Source organism: Stappia sp., assembly GCF_965276915.1.
Taxonomy (GTDB): Bacteria; Pseudomonadota; Alphaproteobacteria; order Rhizobiales; family Stappiaceae; genus Stappia.
In genome coordinates this window covers 4,202,898-4,219,401 of record NZ_OZ255709.1, presented here as the reverse complement: position 1 = coordinate 4,219,401, position 16,504 = coordinate 4,202,898, and the positions used below count along the sequence as shown (strand labels likewise).

The window sequence follows — 16,504 nt, the reverse complement described above, 5'->3', positions numbered from 1 at the left end:
AGCGAGAGTGAGCCACGATGACGGCGGATGCGGATGCAGTCGAGGCCGGCGCCCCGGAAGAGGCGACCGGCAGGTCGAAGAAGAAGCTGGTGATTTTCGGAGTTGCCGGCCTGGCGCTTCTGCTGGTTGGCGGCGGTGCCGGCGCCTATTTCCTGGGGGTCTTCGATGCTTCGGCGCCGTCCCAGCAGGTTGAGGGCGAGCCGGCTCCGGCCCAGAAGCCGGTGGTGTTCTACGACCTTCCCGAGATGACGGTGAATCTGTCTACGGACGGTCGGGCGACCTACCTCAAGGTCCGCATCGCGCTGGAAGTCGCCGACAAGGCGGCCGTGCAACAGATCGAGCCGTTCCTGCCGCGCATCCTGGACGCATTCCAGGTCTATCTGCGCGAACTCAGGCCGGCGGACCTGGAAGGGTCTTCCGGTTTGTTCCGACTCAAGGAAGAGTTGCTGCGACGCATCAATACCGCAGTCTACCCGGCTAGGATCGAGGGCGTGCTCTTCAAGGAAATTCTGGTCCAGTAGGGTCGCAAAACCAATGGCCGACGACGACGAACTTGGCAACATCGACGAGGCGTGGGGCGAGGCTCTGGCGGAGCAGCTCGACGGCGAGGAAGAAGACGAGGACCTGGCTGCCGCCTGGGGTGCCGCGCTCGAGGAGCAGGGCGTCGCCGGGGGCGATGACATGGCCGCCCAATGGGCGGCGATGATCGACGACAGCGAGCCGGAACTCGAGAACGCCACGCGCGGCGCCGACCGTATCCTCAACCAGGAGGAAATCGACAACCTCCTGGGTTTCAACATCGAGGACACGATCGCCGCCGACCAGAGCGGTATCCGGGCGCTGATCAACTCGGCGATGGTCTCCTACGAGCGTCTGCCGATGCTCGAGATCGTCTTCGATCGTCTTGTGCGCCTGACGACGACCTCGCTTCGCAACTTCACCTCCGACAATGTCGAGGTGTCACTCGACAGCATCTCCTCGGTGCGGTTCGGCGACTATCTCAACTCGATCCCGCTGCCGGCGATCCTTGGTGTCTTCAAGGCCGAGGAGTGGGACGGCTTCGGTCTTTGCACGGTGGAATCGAGCCTGATCTACTCGATCATCGACGTGCTGCTCGGCGGCGGGCGGGGCATGTCGGCCGTGCGCGTGGAGGGCCGGCCCTACACGACCATCGAGAGCAATCTCGTGCGGCGGATGATCGAGATCATCATGCACGACATGGAGCAGGCGTTCTCGCCGCTCTCGCCGGTGCACTACAATCTGGAGCGGCTGGAAACCAATCCGCGTTTCGCCGCGATTTCGCGCCCTGCCAACGCAGCCATCCTCGTCGAGCTTCGCATCGACATGGAAGACCGCGGCGGCAAGATCGAAATCATGATGCCCTATGCAACGCTCGAGCCGATCCGCGATCTGCTCCTGCAGATGTTCATGGGCGAGAAGTTCGGCCGTGACCCGATCTGGGAAGGGCATCTGGCGACCGAGATCTATGCCGCGGAAGTCGATGTCGATGCGGTTCTCTACGAGACGCACATCCCTCTCGGCCGGGTTCTCGACCTTCAGGTCGGTGAAACGCTGTTGTTCGACATATCCCCGAACGATCCGGTTTCGATCAAGTGCGGCGGTATTCCGCTGACGCAAGGAACGATGGGCAAGGACGAGGACGCGATCGCGATCCGCGTCGAGCGCGTCCTGCAGAAGCCCAAGATGACCCTGGCCGCGTTCGAACGCGCCATGCAGAAGGAAATGGACCCGACATGAGCACGCTCCCTGTTGGACTGATGATCGAGAGCCTGGTTGCCGTGCTGCTGCTGGTGACGATTGCCTATTGCGTCGTCCTCAACAAGCGGCTGAAGCGCCTGCGCGCCGACGAGGAAGCCCTGCGGGCGACGATCTCGGAGCTCATCACCGCCTCGGAAATTGCCGAACGCGCCATTCTCGGGCTCAAGGCGACGGCCGGCGAGGCCGATCGCACGCTGGGCCAGCGTCTTATCGATGCCGAGCGCCTGTCGCAGGAACTCTCCGCGCAGATCGGGACGGGCAATACCGTGCTTGAGCGGATCACGCAGATCGCCGAGGCTGCCTCGTCGCGTCCGGCACCCGAGGCGCCTGTCGCCCGGGTTCAGCCCGAGATGGCCGAACCGGCCCGTCCGGCGACGATGCGGGCGAGCGATATCCGTTCCGCCGCAATGGAAGCCACCGCGCGCCTGGAGCACTTCCGTCGCCGTGCAGCGGAGCAGGCCGCGTGACAAATCTGCGCCTGATCCCCGCCCTTGTGCTGGCAGCCAGCGCGTTGTTCGCGCTGAAGCTGCTCGGCTTCGCGCTGGATGGCGGCAGCCATGTCACCAGCGTCGGCATGGGCGTGGCGATGGCGCAGCAGGCGGACGGCACGAACGGGCAGGAGGGCAACGCGGCGCCCGCGCCCGCAGTCGAGGCGGCCGCATCCGGTCAGGGAAACGGGGATGCTGCGACCGGGGACGCGCCGGGCGAATCTCCCCTGCCGGCCGGCATGGGGGCTGCAACCGAACCGCCGCCCCTGCCGGGCGGACTGGAGCTCGGAAGCTCGATTGCCGAACGCAAGGTGCTTGAGTCGCTGAGCGACCGGCGGCGCGAACTCGACAATCGCGAAAAGCAGTTCGACCTTCGTCAGCAGTTGCTGAAGTCGACGGAGGAACGCCTCCAGAAGAAGGTCGACGAGATGGCAGCGCTCGAGGCCAGCATCAAGTCGTTGCGCGATGCGCAGGTGCAGCGCGAGCAGGCCGAGCTGAAGGATCTCGTGATCATGTACGAGTCCATGAAGGCGAAGGACGCGGCGCGGATCTTCGACCGGCTGGATCTCGACATCATGATCCGGGTGGCGAAAGCGATGAAGCCCCGCAAGATGGCCGACATCATGGCCCGCATGTCGCCCGAGGCGAGCGAGCGGTTGACCGTGGCGCTCGTGACCGGTCGCAAGCCGGCCGCGATACAGGCCGATGCCGGCCCGCCCGAATTGCCGAAGATCATGGGTAACTGACGGAAACATGCGGTTTCTGCCGTCCGGTTAAACATCACGTTAAGCCGGATTGGCTAGACTTGCAGTTCGATCCAACGGTTCAGGGGAGCCCCGTGAGGCAGCCAGGTCCGCAGAAGCAGAAGACGCAGGACGTCGCCACGAAACGCGTGGCGGCGATTTTTGCGTTTGCGCGCCTCTGCTTGGCTGCCCTGCTGCTGCTGCCCGTGTTTGGCCAGCTTGCCGGCGCGGAGACGCTGAAGGCGACCCTGCGTGCCTCCCAGCAGGACGGGTACGGACGGCTCGTGCTGACCTTCGAGGACCTGTCGCTGCTGCCGGAATACGACGCGCTTGCCTCCAACGGCGTGTTGCGCATCCGCTTTCGCGACGAGGTTTCGACCAGTGTCGAGAGCGTGCCGATCGACATGCCCGACTTCATCTCGATCGCGCGTCGCGATCCCGACGGGTCGGCCCTGCGCTTCGCGTTGATGCGCGATTTTCGCGTCAACACGATGGAGGCGGGTGAAAAGCTGTTCATCGACCTCCTGCCGCCGAACTGGCAGGGCTTGCCGCCCGGCCTCCCCGACGATGTGGTTCGCGAGCTTGCGCGCCGCGCGGAGGAGGCGATCCGCCGTGCCCGCGCGCTCGAGCAGGCGCGCCTCAAGGGACAGATCGAGCCGCAGGTGGACTTGAGCGTCGGCAATCATCCGACATTCACCCGATTGTCCTTCGACTGGAACCTGAATTTCGATTCCGCCTTCGTACGCGAGGGCGACATGGTCAAGCTCACCTTCAACCACGACGTTCCGCTGGATCTTGGCCAGTTGCGGGCCCATTTGCCGCCTGGCGTGGCCGATGCCACCGCCTTTGTCGATGAAGGCAGGCTCAAGTTCCTGCTGCGCGTCAACCCGGACGTCGACATCCGCGCCTTTCGGGAGGACATGTCCTATGTGGTCGACATCACGCCGCGGGCCATGCCGGAGGATCCGGTCAATGCGGCGATCGATGAGGCGCTGAAGGAAACGACGGCAGTCCCGCAAGGGGCGAGCGAGATGGTGACCGCGGCCGGCAACAGCGGCCCGGTCCAAACGCCGCCCGGTGTCGACGCGCCCGGCTCGTCGGTGGCGGCGGGGCCGGAACGCTCGCTTGCGGAAACGGATGCCGCCCCGCGGCCCGTGTCCAAGCCCGGCGCCGAGGAAACCTCGCAGGCGTCCGCCGTAGCCGATGCCGCCGCCGCCGAGATGTCGGCGGCCCTTGCCGCCGGAGATGGCGGCACGATGGCTGCCGCCGCAATGACGCAGGCGGGGGAAGCTGAAGAACCTGCCGTGGAGCCGGCAGCGGCACCGCAGACCCGGGAACCCGAACAGGTGCCCGGGGGGCAGGCGCAGGCCGCACAGGTGCCCGAAAAGCCGGCCGAGGACGACCTGCCGGGAGAGATCGACCTTCGCAAGATCGCCCGGCCGGCCGAGGTTCCTGCCGACGCGCCCGAGCCTGTCACCGCGACGCCCGAGACGCCGCCGCTTGGCTACGACGACGAGGCACGCCGCTTCGTCGTCGCCGAAGCCCGGCGTATCGGCGACACCGTCCGGATCGCGTTTCCGTTTTCCGATCCCGTTTCCTCGGCGGTTTTCAGGCGCTACCAGAGCATCTATCTGGTCTTCGATACGGCCGATCCGATCGATATTCGCGGCATGCGCTCGGTTCTCGCCGACCGCATCGAAGCGGTCGAGTCGACGGCGTCGGGCGACTGGCAAACCATTCGCATCGATCTCGACCGGGACGCGCTTGCGACAATCGGGGTCGACGGAAGCTCGTGGATCATGACCATCGGCGACACGATCCTGGAACCGTCCCGGCCGCTGACGCTCGAGCGGGCGGTTCGCGGCGACGGCGGCGCGACGATTGCCATTCCCTTCAAGGCACCGGCGCAGGTGCGCAGCGTGCCTGATCCGTTTGTCGGCGACCGGGTGTCCGTCGTCACGGGCTTCGGTCCGGCGCGCGGCGTGCTCAAGCCGCAAAGCTTCACGGAGTTCGACGCATTGATGTCGGCCCATGGCGTCGCGGTGCTTCCCAAGGCCGATGACCTGGAGGTCAAGATCGAGGGCGACGCCATCATTCTGGAGCGGCCGCGCGGACTTGCGGTGTCGCAGGGCAACCTGTCGCAGGGTTCCAAGGTCCTGCAGCCGGTCGTCGATCCCTCTACGCCGGGCCATGTCGATCTCGGCAACCTGATGAGCAGCGATACCCAGGACTTCCTCCAGAAGATCAAGGAAATGGAGTATCGCACCGCGAACACGCCGGAGGAGAACCGCCGGGTTCCGCGGATGGAACTGTCACGCTTCTATCTTGCGCACGGCTTTGCCCACGAGGCGCTCGGACTGATGCGACTGGCGGAAGGGGACGATCCGGCACTGACGCGCGATCCGAGCTTCAATCTTCTCATGGGCGCGGCGCAGGCGCTGGCGGTGCGCCCGAAGGAGGCGATGGGCTATCTCAACCAGGGCGAGCTGGTGGACAATGCGGACGCGGCGGTGTGGCGAACGATCACCTCGGCGCAATTGCGCGACTGGACGGCGGCGCGCCACAACATGTCGCGCGGCCGGGCGGTGGTCGGAAACTATCCCGAGATCATCCAGATCGAGTTCAACCTCGCCGCTGCGGAAACGATGGTCGAGGTGCACGACTACGGGCAGGCCGCGGCCGTGCTCTCCGAGATTGATCCGAGCCTTGCCACCCCCCGCCAGGCGGCGCGCTACGACATCATCCGGGGCGAGCTTGCAGATGCCTCCGGACGCTCGCGCGAGGCCCTGACCGCCTTCGATCTCGTGCAGCGCTCGACCGAGCGGCCGCTCGCGGCGAAGGCTGCCTATCTGGGGCTGCGCATCCGCCATCGCGACGGCGAGATTTCGACGGACGAGGCGATCGAGGAACTGGCGGGACTGGCCGCATCCTGGCGCGGCGACGAGATCGAACTCCAGACGCTGCGCTTCCTGGCACAGCTCTATGTGCAGTCGGGCCAGTACCGCAATGCCTTCGAGGCGATGCAGTCCGCGATCCAGGCCGATGCCGGCGCCGAGACGACCCGGGTGTTGCAGGACGAGATGGGCGCGGTTTTCGCCAGCCTCTTCCTCAACGGCGAAGCCGACGGCATGGAGCCGGTCCGCGCGCTCGCGCTCTTCTACGACTTTCGCGAGATGACGCCGGTGGGGCGTCGCGGCGACGAGATGGTGCGGCGGCTGGCCAACCGGCTGGTCGACATGGACTTGCTCGACCAGGCTGCCGAACTTCTGCGCCACCAGGTCGATCATCGTCTCAAGGGCGCAGCGCGTGCCCAGATCGCGGCCGATCTCGGTGTCGTCTACCTCATGGACCGCAAGCCGGAGGAAGCGCTTCGGGTGCTGACGCGGACCAGGCAGGCGAAGCTGCCGCGCGAGTTGGAACGCCAGCGCAATATCGTCGAGGCGCGGGCGCTGACGGAGAGCGGCCGGCCGGACCTGGCGCTGGAGATCGTGCGCAACATGCGGGGCGAGGATGTCGAGCGTCTGCGTGCCGACACGCTCTGGGCCGCCCAGAGCTGGCGTGAGGCGGGCGAGCAGCTCGAAGGCATTGTCGGCGGCCGCTGGTCGGATGCCGTGGCGCTCGCCGATCAGGAGCGCAACGACATCCTGCGCGCCGCGATCGGATATTCGCTCGCCGATGACGGGTTCAGCCTGAGCCGCCTGAAGGCCAAGTTCATCGAGAAGATGAGTGACAGCCCGGAAGCGGCGGCCTTCGAGGTAGTCACCCGTCCGCTTGAGCAGCGCGGCGTCGAGTTCATGTCCGTGCTGGACTCGCTGCAGCGGGTGGATTCGCTCGACATCTTCCTGACCGAGTACCAGCGCAAGTACCTGCAACCCTCGCAGCATGTCGAGAAGCCCGCCAGGGAGCGCACGGCGCAGCGGCAACAGGCCGAGCCGGTCGAGAGTGCCGCCGTCGCGGGCGATGCCGGCTAGCCGGGCGATTGCCGGTACGCCGGCAGTATTTCATCTTTATTGCGAATTCCTGAAACAAAGCCTGTCGTGCGGCGCGGGGCCCGGCATCACTTCCCGGGCTTCTTCCTGACGGCGGGCGCGACGAAGTCGGTGATGATTTTCACCGGAAGCCTCCAGGCATCGGGCTTGTTGTAGTTGCCGGCGAAGACAACGACGACCAGACCCATGCTCTCCTGCACGGTGAGACGCTGCCCGCCGGTTCCAAAGCCCGCGACCCAGTCAGGAGGCGTGCCGCCGGCCGAAAGCCACCATTGATAGCGTAGCGCAATTCGTCGAGGCATGCGGCGGCCAGCCTGGACGCAATAGTCATGGCCTGGATCTCGCTCCTTCTGCACCACTAGCTGCTGACGAAACTTTGCACGAGGCTGCCGGCGATCAGGTTCCAACCGTCGACAAGTACGAAGAAGATCAGCTTGAACGGCAGGGAGATCACCACCGGCGGCAGCATCATCATGCCCATCGACATCAGCACCGAGGCGATGACGAGATCGATGATCAGGAACGGCAGGTAGAGCAGGAAGCCGATCTCGAACGCACGCCGGAGCTCGCTGATCATGAAGGCCGGCACCAGGATGCGCATGCTCAGGTCTTCCGGCAGTTCGGGAGCCTCCTGGCCGGACAGTTCGGTAAACAGGGCCACATCCTTCTCGCGCACATTGGCCCGCATGAAGGCATGGAAAGGGCGCGAGCCGCGCTCATAAGCCTCGGTAAGTTCGATGTTTCCCTCGACCAGCGGCTGGATCGCCTCGTTATAGGCCGCCTCGAACGTGGGGGCCATGATGAAGGCGGTCAGGAACAGGGCAAGCGATGTCATCACCGCGTTGGGCGGTGCCGTCTGCAGGCCGATGGCCGAGCGCAGCAGCGACAGCACGACAACGATCCGGGTGAAGCTCGTCACCATGATCAGGATCGACGGCGCCAGGCTGAGGATGGTCAGCAGCGCGACGAGCTGAACGGCACGCTCGGTGAGGCCGGTGCCTTCGCCAAAGCCGATCGAGATGTCCTGGGCCAATGCCGGCTCGGCAAGGCCCAGAAGCATCAGGCATGCGAGCCCTGCGCCGGTGATCCTGCCGGACAACAGGATGCCGCGGCGCAGGTGGTTCATTTGCGTGTTCCGCTGATCTCGCTCAGAAGGCGTGCCATCTCTTCCTCGATGGCATCCATGGTCACGGGGCTGCCGTCGGCCGTCTTGCCGGGCGCGGAGGCGTCGTCATCCGCTTTCTCGGGCTGGTCCGACTGAGGGGCCTGCGTCTCGGCAGTTGCGGTTTCGGCGGAGGTGTCGTTCTCGGCCGGCGTCTCCTCGACCGTCGCCGCCGGTGTCGCCGGCGCATCGGCTTTCACCGGCTCCGGTGCATCGGCAGTAGCTTCCCGGGCTTCCGGCCGGTTTTCGACTGCCCGGTTTTCTACTGGCGGCGCGGCGGGCGGAGCTTCGGCGACGGGTGCCGCCTGCGAAGCGGGCGCAGGCATGGGCGGCGGCGGTGTCGGGCGGGCACCGAAATCGGCACGCGGTTCGCTCCGTGGCGCGGGAGCTCCACCGCGCGACTGGTCGAGTTCGGCCAGCAACGCGTCTTCCAGGGAGCCTGGCTCCGGCACATGTTTTTCCGCCACCGGCGGAGCGGACGAGGGGGCCGCCGGAGGCGGGGTGACCGGCATGGGAGCCGGGGAGGGCGCCGGAGAGGGGGCCGGGGACGGCGTTGCCGCCGGGCTTGTCGCCGAGGGAGCCACGGGCGTCGGCGCGGAGGCTGGCGAGGAGAGGCCGCTGGAGGCGCCTGTTCCCGTGCCTGCTGTGGCGCTCACGCCGGACAGGTCCCCGCGCGATGTCCTGTCGCCGTTCTCGCCTGACTGCGGAAAGGCGGTGCGGGCATTGGCGGCCGGTCCGGAAGAGGGAGGCGTCACGTTGCGCCGGATCGGCGGCGGCGGGTCGCGTCGCGGGGGAGGCGCCGAAACGGCACCAGTGGAGGAAAAGGCGGAACTCGCAGGAGGCATGGGCGCACGCGGTGCCGGTGCTGGGGCCGATGCTGGGGCCGATGCGTCCGCACGTTCCGCGGCCGGAGCGGACGAGCTCCCGCGCGCCAGACCGGCGACGGCGGCCCCTGCCGCCGCGACGGAGGCGCCTGCCCGTTTCAACGGAGACGCACCATTGTCGGGATTGTCGGCGGGGCGCGGCTGCGAGGCCGCAAAGCTTCTTTGCGGAGCCGGCGCCCTTGGTGCCGGCGGGGCTGCGCCTGCCTGGGGCGCCGGTGCCGGCTGGGGTGCGGGCCGCCGCGCGGCGGGCGCTTGTTGGGGTGCGGGGCGCGGAGGTGCCGCCTCGCGCATGGCGGGCTGCGCCGGTGCCATGGGAACCGGCTGCGGCTCGGTGTCGAGCGGCGCCATCGTGACCATGGCTTCCGAGGCTGCTGCCGGCTGGCGCGGATAGGCTTGCGACACCGGCACGCCGCGAACGATGTTGCGCTCGACGACGACGTCGCTCGGTCCGCCGACCAAAAGGAGATGCTCCACATTGTCGCGGCGGATCAGGATCAGCCGGCGGCGGGTGTCGAGGGCGGCGGCATCCATGACGGCCACGCGCGGCTGGCGCGAGCGGCCTCCGAGGGCGCGCGTTCCGGCGATCCGCCGCAAGACCCAGACGAAGATCGATATCAGTGCCAGGACAATCACGACGGCAATGAAGAAGCCGATACCGCGCGCCCAACCGGGCTCCATCTGGAAGGTGTCAACCAGCCAACTTGTCATGCCCTTCGGCCTTTTCCTTTTCGAGCGTGGCCTGGAAGGACCGCATCCACGCGGCCCGTTGCCTGTCCATCCTCGCCTCGTTTCCGGGGCGCGCACCATGCGGCCGTCCCGGAATCCCCTGATCTGTGGCCTCGCGCGGCCCACCCCTGTTCCAGGATGTGCGCGCGAATCCAAACCTGCTTCAACCTGTTTAGCCGTTTTGCGCGATTCTCTCAAAGAGGGAGGTTAACGCGGATCGGCAAAAAATGCCGAATTGGAGCCGCAAACTGCAAGGCGACGATGCGGGGCGGCTGGAAAGGCGCGCGAATGCGGGCCCGAAACTTACCGATCCGTTAATCGTTAACCGCCCGTTAACCATCTGCCCGGCAGTATCTGCCTAGCATTACTCAAGAGTCGCGAAGGCAAGGACGGCTATGTCGATCTCGGACCTGCAACTGTTCCAGGCGCTGAAATCCAAGATGCAGTGGCATCAGAGCCGGCAGGGCGTCCTGGCGGAGAACGTCGCCAATGCCGACACGCCCGGTTACGCCGGCAAGGACCTGAAGGCCTTCTCCTTCCAGGATGTCATGGCTCAGCGCTCCGTCGGCCTGCAGACGTCGCGCACCAGCACCAGCCATCTTGCCGGATCGATGATGCGCGAGACCGGCAATGTCGAGCGCGACGAGGCGACAGGGTTCGAGATCACGCCGGACGGCAACTCGGTCGTGCTCGAGGAACAGATGATGAAAGTGACCGAGAACCAGATGGACTACCAGACGGTCGCCTCGCTCTACCAGAAGGGCCTCGGCCTGATCCGAACCGCGCTCTCGCGCAACGGCTGAGGCATGGCCGGCCGCCACTAGCCAAAGGCAGGCGCGTCCGGGTGCGGACGTATCCCCTTTCTCCGATCCGGGAGTTTCACTGTGGATTTCGTCAAGTCGATCTTCATCGCCGCCACGGGCCTCAAGGCCCAGAACGGACGCATGCGGATCATCGCGGAAAACATCGCCAACGCAGACTCGACCGGCCGCACGCCGGACGAGGATCCCTACCGGCGCAAGATCCCGACCTTCAGCGCGACGCTCGACCGCGAGCTCAAGGCCGAGGTCGTCGAGCTTGGCCGCGTGGAGTTCGACAAGTCGGACTTCAAGACACGCTACGAGCCTGGCCATCCGGCCGCCGACCAGAACGGCAATGTGCGCATGCCCAATGTCGATACGCTGGTCGAAATGGTCGACATGCGCGAGGCGCAGCGTTCCTACGAGGCCAACCTCAACCTGATTTCGGCGACACGGCGCATGCTGCAGAAGACCATCGACATCCTGCGGGCCTGACGGCGGCGCTCTCAGCCTTGCAATCCTGACCTGTTTTTCATTCCGGGAGCCCCCGACACATGTCCACGCCATCGATCGCAGCCGGCGCCTATCGCATGACATCCGCGCTTGCGGGCGCGAATCAGGATAAACAGGTTAAAACTTCGTCGACGGCGACGCCGGACTTCGCCAACATGGTCAAGTCGGCCGTCGAGACGGTCGTCGAACAGGGCGAGAAGTCCGACCAGCAGGCGCTGGCCCTGACGCAGGGCAAGGCAAATGTGGTCGATGTCGTTACGGCGGTCGCCGAGACCGAGGTGGCGATGGAAACGCTCGTTTCGGTGCGCGACAGGGTGATTTCCGCCTATCAGGAGATCATGCGCATGCCGATCTGAGCATGAGCGGCGGCGGTTTGTCGCCCGAAGTCCGCAGCGCGGGGATCGGAAGACGGGAATGACACGGGAATGACCGGGCCGGAAGTACTCGATCTTGCCCGCCAGGGCATCTGGACCCTCATCATCGTGTCCGCGCCGCCGATGGTCGTCGGTCTGCTTGTCGGCGTTGTCATCGCCTTGTTCCAGGCCCTGACCCAGATCCAGGAAATGACGCTTGTCTTTGTGCCGAAGATCCTGGCGATCTTCGTGACGCTGCTGATTTCCCTGCCTTTCATGGGGCAGGCGCTGGAAGCCTATACGGCACGGATCGCCGACATGATCATTGCCAGCGGCGGCTGACCATGACCTTCAACGTCTCCATCCTGCCGCAAGTCGCGCTGCTGTTCATGCTGCTCTTCGCCCGGATCGGCACGATGCTGATGCTGATGCCGGCGCTCGGGGAAGGCTCGATCTCGCCGCAGGTCCGTCTCGGCGTGGCCTTGCTGCTGACGCTGACCTTCTACCCGCTGGTGACCCCCCTTTATTCGGTGGATGCCACCTCGCCGCTGCCGCGTATCGGCTATCTGCTGGCGATGGAATTCGCCATCGGCTTCTTCATCGGCCTGAGCTCGCGGATCATCACCTATGCGCTTTCCATCGCCGGGATGATCATCGCCAACCAGTCGGGCCTTGCCTTCGCGATGGCGACCGATCCGACGATGGACGGCCAGCAGGGCGCGGTGATCGGCTCGTTCCTGAGCCTGCTCGGCATCACCCTGATTTTCGCCTTCGACCTGCACTATCTGGTCATTGCCGCGATGCATGACAGCTTCCGCCTGTTTCCCCCCGGCGCGGGGCTTCCCGTCGGCGACATGGCGGAGATGGTGACGATGATGACGGCGGAGGTCTTCGCCATCGCCATCCGGATCTCTGCCCCGTTTCTGGTGGTCGGGCTCGTCTTCTATTTCGGCCTCGGGCTGCTCAACAAGCTGATGCCGCAGATGCAGATATTCTTCATCGCCATGCCGCTCAACATCGCCGTCGGAGGGCTGATGCTGTTCGCCCTGCTGACCACGATGATGATGTGGTACCTGGCGCATTTCCAGACGGCGCTCGGCCGGTTTATCGCGGGGTAGGGCGATGGCCGAACAGAACGACGACGCCGAAAAAACAGAAGACCCCACCCAAAAGAAGCTCGAGGACGCCCTTAAGAAGGGCGATGTCGCCAAGAGCCAGGAAGTCTCCACCTGGTTCGCGATGCTGGGCACCGGGCTCGTGGTGGCGATCATGGCGCCGAGTGCCGCCGGCGCCCTGCAGGACACGCTGGCGGGCTATCTCGCCAATTCGCACCAGATCCCGGTCGACAGCGGCGGATTGCGCCAGCTCTGGCAGGGCACGGGTCTGCGCATCGGCGCGATCCTGGCCCTGCCGCTGCTCATCCTGCTGGCGCTGGCGCTTGCCGGCAACATGGTTCAGCACCAGCTCATCTGGTCTGCCGAGCGGATGAAGCCGAAGCTGTCGAAGATCTCGCCGCTGGCAGGGTTCAAGCGATTGTTCTCCTCGGAGAGCCTTGTCAACTTCGCCAAGGGGCTGGTGAAGATCTGCGTGGTCAGTGGCCTGATGGTCGCGGTTCTGTGGCCGCACCGCGACGAGATCGACACGATGATCCTGCGCGAGACGGGCACGATCCTGGTCATCACGCGAGAGCTGATCCTGCAGCTTATCGCCGCGATCCTGGCGGTGATGACGGTGGTGGCGGCGGCGGATTTCCTCTACCAGCGCAACCGCTGGTTCGAGAAGCAGAAGATGAGCCAGCGGGAGATCAAGGAAGAGTACAAGCAGACCGAAGGCGACCCGCTGGTCAAGGGCAAGATTCGGCAATTGCGCATGGAGCGATCGCGCCGGCGCATGATGGCCTCGGTGCCTGATGCGACGGTGGTGATCACCAACCCCACCCACTATGCGGTGGCGCTCAAATACGAGCAGGGCATGCAGGCGCCGCTCTGCCTTGCCAAGGGGACGGACCAGGTTGCGCTGAAGATTCGGGAGGTCGCCCGCGACAGCGATGTGCCGATCATCGAGAATCCTCCGCTTGCCCGTGCATTGTATGCTTTGATCGACATCAACCAGGAAGTTCCCGAGGAGCAGTATCGGGCGGTGGCAGAAGTGATCGGTTTCGTTTATCGAATGCGGGAGCGTGGTTCCTGGCGCGGATAGGGCATGGTGGCGGTTGCCGTCTCCGGTCGGTCGGCGCGCCGGGGCAAGACGCGGGAATCGTTGTCGGACGAGAAGCGGGAGGCGGGCGCGTGTGGCGCGCCACGGGGTGGTTGAATGAGCAGAACTGAACCTGGTCCGTCCTCGCCTGCTGTCGAACGCGCCGAACGGTCCGGCAATATCGGCCTGCTGATCGCGCTGGCGGTCGGGCTCATCGCTGCGGCGGTCACCTTCTCGATGATGGGCAAGGACGAGGCCGAACCCTATGTTTTGGCGCTGCTCGGGGTGCTTGCCGTCATCGGTGTCTTCTCGCTTTTTGCAGGCGCCATCGGCCTGCTGCGCTTTTCCGCGCGCGCCCCGGCCAGCCCGGTTCCTTCCGCCTTTCTCAACACGCTGGACGAGGGCGTCCTGATTGCCGAGCGCGACGGGCGCATCGTTTATGCCAATGACGCCTATGCGCGGATGGTCGACGCCCAGAGCACCGCCGACGTGCGCGGCGTGGAAAGGGTGTTTTCCTCCGATCCGTCCGCGACCGAGGCCATTTTCCACCTGACCCGCGCGGCCGAAGCCGAGCGCAGCGCGGAGGAGGAAATCCGCCTGCCGCATCCGCTTGGCCGCAATGACGGGGATCCGTGCTGGTACCGGGTTCGCGTGCGGCCGTTGGCGCTTGCCGGCCAGGGCAGCAAGGAGCGTGCCTGCACCGTCTGGCAGATCGCCGATATCAGCGGTGACCGGACCGAGCAGGAGACCTCCTTCCAGGAGCTGCAGCGGGTCATCAACTTCCTCGACCATGCGCCGGCGGGCTTCTTCTCGTGCGATGCCGCCGGACGCGTCGTCTATCTCAATGCGACGCTCGCCGACTGGCTTGGATACGATCTCGTCAGCTTCGTCGCCGGATCGCTCGGCCTCGACGAGTTCATCCGCGGCGATGGCGCGGAGTTGCTCCTGTCGATGCAGGGCAAGGCCGGAGAGGTGAAGAGCGAGAGCTTCGATCTCGACCTGACGACCCGTGGCGGACGCTCGGTGCCGGTGCGCATCCTGCACCGGGTTCCCTTCGGCGCCGGCGGCCTGCCCGGCGAAAGTCGCACCCTGGTCCTGAACCGCTCGCGCGGCGAGGACTCGGCCGAGGCGTTGCGGTCCTCCGAAGTGCGCTTCGCCCGCTTCTTCAACAACACGCCGATCGCCATCGCCTCGATCGACCGGGACGGCGGCGTCAGCAAGACCAACGCGCCCTTCGTGCGGCTGTTCGGCACGCCCGAGGCGGCCAACGGGGCATTGAAGCTCGTCGATTACGTCCAGCCGGTCTCGCGCCCGGCGCTGATGGAGGGGCTGACGGCGGCGACCGAGGGGCGCAGCGAGATCCCGCCGGTCGACGTGCGTCTCGACGAGCGCGACGACGGGCGCTCGGCGACGGTCTATGTGTCGGCGGTGCGCGATGGCGAGGACGACGGCGATGCGGCGATCGTCTACGTGCTGGAGACGACGGCGCAGCGCGTGCTGGAAGCACAGTTCGCGCAAGGTCAGAAGATGCAGGCCATCGGCCAGCTTGCCGGCGGCGTGGCGCATGACTTCAACAACGTCCTGACGGCGATCATCGGCTTCTCCGATCTGCTGCTCGCCAGCCACCGGCCGAGCGATCCGTCGTTCCAGGACATCATGAACATCAAGCAGAACGCCAACCGGGCCGCCGGCCTGGTGCGTCAGCTTCTGGCCTTCTCGAGGCGGCAGACGTTGCGGCCGAAGGAACTGGCCCTCAACGACGTCCTGGCCGACCTGTCGATCCTGCTCGACAGGCTGCTAGGCGAGAAGGTCGAGCTCCACGTCGTCCACGGGCGGGACCTGTGGTCGGTGATGGCCGATCTCAACCAGCTCGAGCAGGTGATCGTCAACCTGGCGGTGAATGCGCGCGACGCGATGCCCGACGGCGGACGGGTGACCGTGCGCACGCTCAACGTCACCGAGGAGCAGTCGCGGGAGTTCGACAACACACGCGGCATGCCGGCGGCCGAATATGTGCTGGCCGAGGTGAGCGACACCGGCACCGGGATGACGCCGGAGATCATGGAAAAGATCTTCGAGCCGTTCTTCTCCACCAAGGATGTGGGCAAGGGCACGGGTCTCGGGCTTTCGACCGTCTATGGCATCGTCAAGCAGACGGGCGGTTTCATCTTCTGCACCAGCGAGGTCGGCAAGGGCACGGTGTTCCGCATCTTCCTGCCGCGCCACATCCGCAACGAGGCGGAGCAGGTGGAGGTCAAGCAGGTCGAGCAGCAACCCCTGACCGATCTCACCGGCTCGGCCACCATCCTGCTCGTCGAGGACGAGGAAGCGGTGCGCGCCTTCGCGGCCCGCGCGCTGACCTCGCGCGGCTACACCGTGCACGAGGCGGCAAGCGGCGCCGAGGCGCTGGAGATCATGGAGGAGACCGACGGCGAGGTCGACCTGGTCGTCTCCGACGTGGTCATGCCGGAGATGGACGGGCCTTCGCTCCTGCGCGAGCTGCGCAAGACACAGCCGGACCTGAAGATCATCTTCGTCTCGGGCTATGCCGAGGACGCATTTGAAAAGAACCTGCCGGAAAACGAGAAATTCTCGTTCCTGCCGAAACCCTTCACGCTGAAGCAGCTGGCCACCATGGTGAAGGATGTGCTGGCGAGTTAAAAGATTATTTTTTGGATGGTATATTTAGCCAGAGGATTCTTTCAGGCTTTTTGCGAGATGTACTTTAAGCGTTCTTGTTCTGCATTTGCTTTTGCCAATGAAAGGAAGTTTCTTGATTTTTGAAGTTTTTTATCGTTTCTTGTCTTATCTAGAGACTTTTCTATCTTGAATATTATATATTCTATTATCTTTATTTTATTGTCGTGCAAT

At 65.4% G+C, this 16,504-nt stretch carries 15 protein-coding genes; 12 read left to right on the top strand and 3 right to left on the bottom strand.

Annotated elements, in window-relative coordinates; genetic code table 11:
* Positions 1 to 17 precede the first annotated feature (17 nt).
* From ACQY46_RS19725 to ACQY46_RS19705, 5 genes are all read left to right on the top strand, one after another.
* The gene (locus ACQY46_RS19725; RefSeq protein ID WP_428697679.1) at positions 18 to 521 is read left to right on the top strand and encodes a flagellar basal body-associated FliL family protein; all 504 of its coding nucleotides are present in this window, start codon (positions 18 to 20) and stop codon (positions 519 to 521) included.
* Positions 522 to 534: 13 nt separating this feature from the next.
* Positions 535 to 1,758 (top strand): flagellar motor switch protein FliM, encoded by a 1,224-nt coding sequence (gene fliM / locus ACQY46_RS19720; protein ID WP_428697678.1) that lies wholly within the window; start codon positions 535 to 537, stop codon positions 1,756 to 1,758.
* Entirely contained in the window at positions 1,755 to 2,246 is a 492-nt protein-coding gene (locus tag ACQY46_RS19715; RefSeq protein ID WP_428697677.1) for a DUF6468 domain-containing protein, read from the top strand. The genes fliM and ACQY46_RS19715 overlap by 4 nt, the downstream gene beginning before the upstream one ends.
* Positions 2,243 to 3,013, top strand: a complete 771-nt coding sequence (locus ACQY46_RS19710) for a MotE family protein (RefSeq protein WP_428697676.1) — start codon at positions 2,243 to 2,245, stop codon at positions 3,011 to 3,013. The genes ACQY46_RS19715 and ACQY46_RS19710 overlap by 4 nt, the downstream gene beginning before the upstream one ends.
* A gap of 92 nt (positions 3,014 to 3,105) precedes the next feature.
* Positions 3,106 to 6,981 carry a hypothetical protein gene (locus ACQY46_RS19705; RefSeq protein WP_428697675.1) on the top strand — a complete coding sequence of 1,292 codons (3,876 nt, stop codon included), beginning with the start codon at positions 3,106 to 3,108 and terminating at the stop codon, positions 6,979 to 6,981.
* Positions 6,982 to 7,067: 86 nt separating this feature from the next.
* On the opposite strand, the gene ACQY46_RS19700 is transcribed toward ACQY46_RS19705, so the two are convergent.
* The 3 genes from ACQY46_RS19700 to ACQY46_RS19690 form a co-directional block, all read right to left on the bottom strand.
* Positions 7,068 to 7,301, bottom strand: a complete 234-nt coding sequence (locus tag ACQY46_RS19700; protein WP_428697674.1) for a hypothetical protein — start codon at positions 7,299 to 7,301, stop codon at positions 7,068 to 7,070.
* A gap of 56 nt (positions 7,302 to 7,357) precedes the next feature.
* A complete protein-coding gene (gene fliP, locus ACQY46_RS19695; RefSeq protein ID WP_428700526.1) occupies positions 7,358 to 8,059 on the bottom strand; it encodes a flagellar type III secretion system pore protein FliP in 702 nt (233 codons plus the stop codon).
* 62 nt (positions 8,060 to 8,121) lie between these two features.
* Positions 8,122 to 9,753, bottom strand: coding sequence for a hypothetical protein (locus ACQY46_RS19690; protein WP_428697673.1), 1,632 nt, complete (start codon positions 9,751 to 9,753; stop codon positions 8,122 to 8,124).
* 413 nt (positions 9,754 to 10,166) lie between these two features.
* Here ACQY46_RS19690 and flgB point away from each other — a divergent pair, with 413 nt between their 5' ends.
* From flgB to cckA, 7 genes are all read left to right on the top strand, one after another.
* Positions 10,167 to 10,574: a flagellar basal body rod protein FlgB gene (flgB, locus tag ACQY46_RS19685; RefSeq protein WP_428697672.1), complete on the top strand. Its 408-nt coding sequence runs from the start codon at positions 10,167 to 10,169 to the stop codon at positions 10,572 to 10,574.
* 81 nt (positions 10,575 to 10,655) lie between these two features.
* Positions 10,656 to 11,066, top strand: coding sequence for a flagellar basal body rod protein FlgC (gene flgC / locus ACQY46_RS19680; protein WP_306029855.1), 411 nt, complete (start codon positions 10,656 to 10,658; stop codon positions 11,064 to 11,066).
* A 59-nt stretch (positions 11,067 to 11,125) separates the two neighbouring features.
* Complete coding sequence (gene fliE / locus ACQY46_RS19675; protein WP_428697671.1) at positions 11,126 to 11,440, top strand: flagellar hook-basal body complex protein FliE; 315 nt, start codon at positions 11,126 to 11,128, stop codon at positions 11,438 to 11,440.
* A 69-nt stretch (positions 11,441 to 11,509) separates the two neighbouring features.
* Positions 11,510 to 11,779 carry a flagellar biosynthesis protein FliQ gene (gene fliQ, locus ACQY46_RS19670; protein WP_306029857.1) on the top strand — a complete coding sequence of 90 codons (270 nt, stop codon included), beginning with the start codon at positions 11,510 to 11,512 and terminating at the stop codon, positions 11,777 to 11,779.
* 2 nt (positions 11,780 to 11,781) lie between these two features.
* Positions 11,782 to 12,555 carry a flagellar biosynthetic protein FliR gene (gene fliR / locus ACQY46_RS19665; RefSeq protein WP_428697670.1) on the top strand — a complete coding sequence of 258 codons (774 nt, stop codon included), beginning with the start codon at positions 11,782 to 11,784 and terminating at the stop codon, positions 12,553 to 12,555.
* A gap of 4 nt (positions 12,556 to 12,559) precedes the next feature.
* A complete protein-coding gene (gene flhB / locus ACQY46_RS19660) occupies positions 12,560 to 13,636 on the top strand; it encodes a flagellar biosynthesis protein FlhB (RefSeq protein ID WP_428697669.1) in 1,077 nt (358 codons plus the stop codon).
* A 114-nt stretch (positions 13,637 to 13,750) separates the two neighbouring features.
* Positions 13,751 to 16,294, top strand: coding sequence for a cell cycle histidine kinase CckA (gene cckA / locus ACQY46_RS19655; protein WP_428697668.1), 2,544 nt, complete (start codon positions 13,751 to 13,753; stop codon positions 16,292 to 16,294).
* The last annotated feature ends 210 nt before the right edge of the window (positions 16,295 to 16,504 follow it).

What these genes read in the sequence shown, in the direction of transcription:
- fliM (WP_428697678.1), top strand. Translation starts at nt 535, where the DNA reads ATGGCCGACGACGACGAACTTGGCAACATCGACGAGGCGTGGGGCGAG.
- ACQY46_RS19715 (WP_428697677.1), top strand. Translation starts at nt 1,755, where the DNA reads ATGAGCACGCTCCCTGTTGGACTGATGATCGAGAGCCTGGTTGCCGTG.
- fliQ (WP_306029857.1), top strand. Translation starts at nt 11,510, where the DNA reads ATGACCGGGCCGGAAGTACTCGATCTTGCCCGCCAGGGCATCTGGACC.
- fliP (WP_428700526.1), bottom strand. Translation starts at nt 8,059, where the DNA reads ATGCTTCTGGGCCTTGCCGAGCCGGCATTGGCCCAGGACATCTCGATC.
- ACQY46_RS19690 (WP_428697673.1), bottom strand. Translation starts at nt 9,753, where the DNA reads ATGACAAGTTGGCTGGTTGACACCTTCCAGATGGAGCCCGGTTGGGCG.
- fliE (WP_428697671.1), top strand. Translation starts at nt 11,126, where the DNA reads ATGTCCACGCCATCGATCGCAGCCGGCGCCTATCGCATGACATCCGCG.
- flgB (WP_428697672.1), top strand. Translation starts at nt 10,167, where the DNA reads ATGTCGATCTCGGACCTGCAACTGTTCCAGGCGCTGAAATCCAAGATG.
- fliR (WP_428697670.1), top strand. Translation starts at nt 11,782, where the DNA reads ATGACCTTCAACGTCTCCATCCTGCCGCAAGTCGCGCTGCTGTTCATG.
- flhB (WP_428697669.1), top strand. Translation starts at nt 12,560, where the DNA reads ATGGCCGAACAGAACGACGACGCCGAAAAAACAGAAGACCCCACCCAA.
- cckA (WP_428697668.1), top strand. Translation starts at nt 13,751, where the DNA reads ATGAGCAGAACTGAACCTGGTCCGTCCTCGCCTGCTGTCGAACGCGCC.
- ACQY46_RS19700 (WP_428697674.1), bottom strand. Translation starts at nt 7,301, where the DNA reads ATGCCTCGACGAATTGCGCTACGCTATCAATGGTGGCTTTCGGCCGGC.
- ACQY46_RS19725 (WP_428697679.1), top strand. Translation starts at nt 18, where the DNA reads ATGACGGCGGATGCGGATGCAGTCGAGGCCGGCGCCCCGGAAGAGGCG.